Below are 2,101 nucleotides of genomic sequence, written 5' to 3'. Positions count from 1 at the left end.
CTCGACGCAGGGCGTGGTGGAAGGAACCCGGCTGTCCGACGCGGCAGGTAACGCACTGGGCGACATCGACCGCGTGTCACGCCAGCTTGCCGACCTGATTGCGCACATTTCCAGCCAGGCGTCCCGCGAAGCCGAATCGGCCAACGTGGTGGCGGCCAACATCCAGCACATTTTCGCGGTGACCGAGCAGACCGGTGAAGGTACCCGTTCCACCGCACAGATGGTGCGCGAGCTGTCCCGGACGGCCGAGGAACTGAAGCAATCGGTTGCACGGTTCAAGATCGGTTGAGCTAGTGTGTTGCCTGCGGCCCTGAATGGGCCGCAGCCCCTCACCCCACACAGGCATCAGATGGATTGCCACCGCCCCCAACGCGACGATGAGCGACACCATGAGTGAGACGACAGACGACCTCAGCGCGCTCGCGTGGGTTCACGAAGAACTGCGCAAGTCCCTGGACACCGCCCACAAGGCGCTGCGCCGCTACGTGAAGGAAGCCGAGGCGAACAGCGGCTCCGACGTCGACGCCGTCGATCCGTCGGTGCTGCGCACGGCGCGGCAGCAGATCCACCAGGGGGTGGGTGCGCTCGAACTGGTCGGCCTGCCGGCCGTCGCACGCCTGCTGGCCGCCAGCGAGGCGGCGGTGCAGCGCTTCGTCGCGAAGCCGCAGAAGCTCACGTCGGCCGAGGTCGACACCATCGAGCGCGCGTCGTTCGCGCTGCTCGACTACCTGCAGCGCCTGCTGGCCGACAAGCCGGTCTCGCCGCTCGCGCTGTTCCCGCAGTACCAGGCGGTGCAGACGCTGGCCGGTGCCGAGCGCGTGCACCCCGCCGACCTGTGGAACATCGACTGGCRCTGGCGCGAGCTGCCGACCGACACCACGGTCAAGCCGCGCGCCCCCGATTCGATCGCCCGCGGCCTGATGGAACGCCAGCTGCTGCTGATCATGCGCGGCGAGCCGATGCCGGCCGTGCAGCGCATGAGCGACATCTGCGCCGGTCTCGGCGCGCAGGCGTCCGATCTGACCCACTCCACGCTGTGGAAGCTCGCGGCCGCCTTCTTCGAAGGCCAGGCCAACGGCCTGCTGAAGGGCGACGTGCACACCAAGCGCGTGGCCTCGCGGCTGCTCGCGCAGCTGCGCACGCTGGAGCGCGGCCAGCCCGACGTCTCCGAGCGCCTCGCCCAGGACCTGCTGTTCTTCTGCGCGCAGGCCGCCTCGCCCGGCGACGGCCGCAAGACGCCGCGCCTGGCGGCCGTTCGCCTGGCCTACGGCCTCGCGCAACACCTGCCGGTCGACTACGACACCAGCCGCCTCGGTCGCTTCGACCCGGCGCTGATCGTGCAGGCCCGCAAGCGCGTCTCCACCGCCAAGGACGCCTGGTCGTCGGTGGCCGGCGGCGAAATGCACCGCATGAGCGGCCTGGCCGAACAGTTCTCGCTGGTCGGCGATTCGGTCAAGCGGCTGTACCCGAGCGGCGAGCTGCTGGCCGATGAGCTGCAGCAGGCCGTCGTGCAGACGCAGCAGTCGAATGTCGCGCCGGAAGCCGCGCTCGCGATGGAAGTCGCGACCAGCGTGCTGTACCTCGAAGCCTCGCTCGAGGATGCCGATTTCGACCACCCCGAGCAGGCCGCCCGCGTGCGCCGGCTCGCACAGCGCATCGCCTCGGTGCGCGCCGGCAACACCCCCGACCCGCTCGAAGCGTGGATGGAGGAGCTGTACCGCCGCGTCTCCGACCGCCAGACCATGGGCAGCGTCGTGCAGGAACTGCGCGCCTCGCTGTCCGAGGCCGAGAAGTCGATCGACCAGTTCTTCCGCAACCCGGCGCAGCGCGAGCTGCTGGTGCCGGTGCCGAACCAGCTGTCCGCGATGCGCGGGGTGCTGTCGGTGCTGGGCATGGACCAGGCCTCGCATGCCGTGCTGCGCATGCGCGAAGACGTCGATGGCCTCATCACGACCGAGGTCGACCCGCAGCAGGTCGTGCAGTCGGGCACCTTCGACCGGCTGGCCGGCAACCTGGGTGCGCTCGGCTTCCTGATCGACATGCTCAGCGTGCAGCCGCAGATGGCGAAGTCGCTGTTCGTGTTCGACGCCAAGTCCGGCAC

General features: G+C 69.6%; 1 protein-coding gene and 1 pseudogene. Both read left to right on the top strand.

Annotated features, from left to right (window positions below; all coding sequences use genetic code 11):
* A pseudogene (locus AC1D15_RS28730) lies at positions 1 to 289 on the top strand (methyl-accepting chemotaxis protein); the annotation flags it as partial.
* Positions 290 to 389: 100 nt separating this feature from the next.
* The coding region (locus AC1D15_RS28725; RefSeq protein WP_477828699.1) for a FimL-related protein at positions 390 to 2,101 on the top strand (1,712 nt) is incomplete at its 3' end.

The organism is Rhizobacter sp. P2_H2 (assembly GCF_056403375.1).
This window is presented reverse-complemented; position numbering and strand designations above follow the sequence as displayed.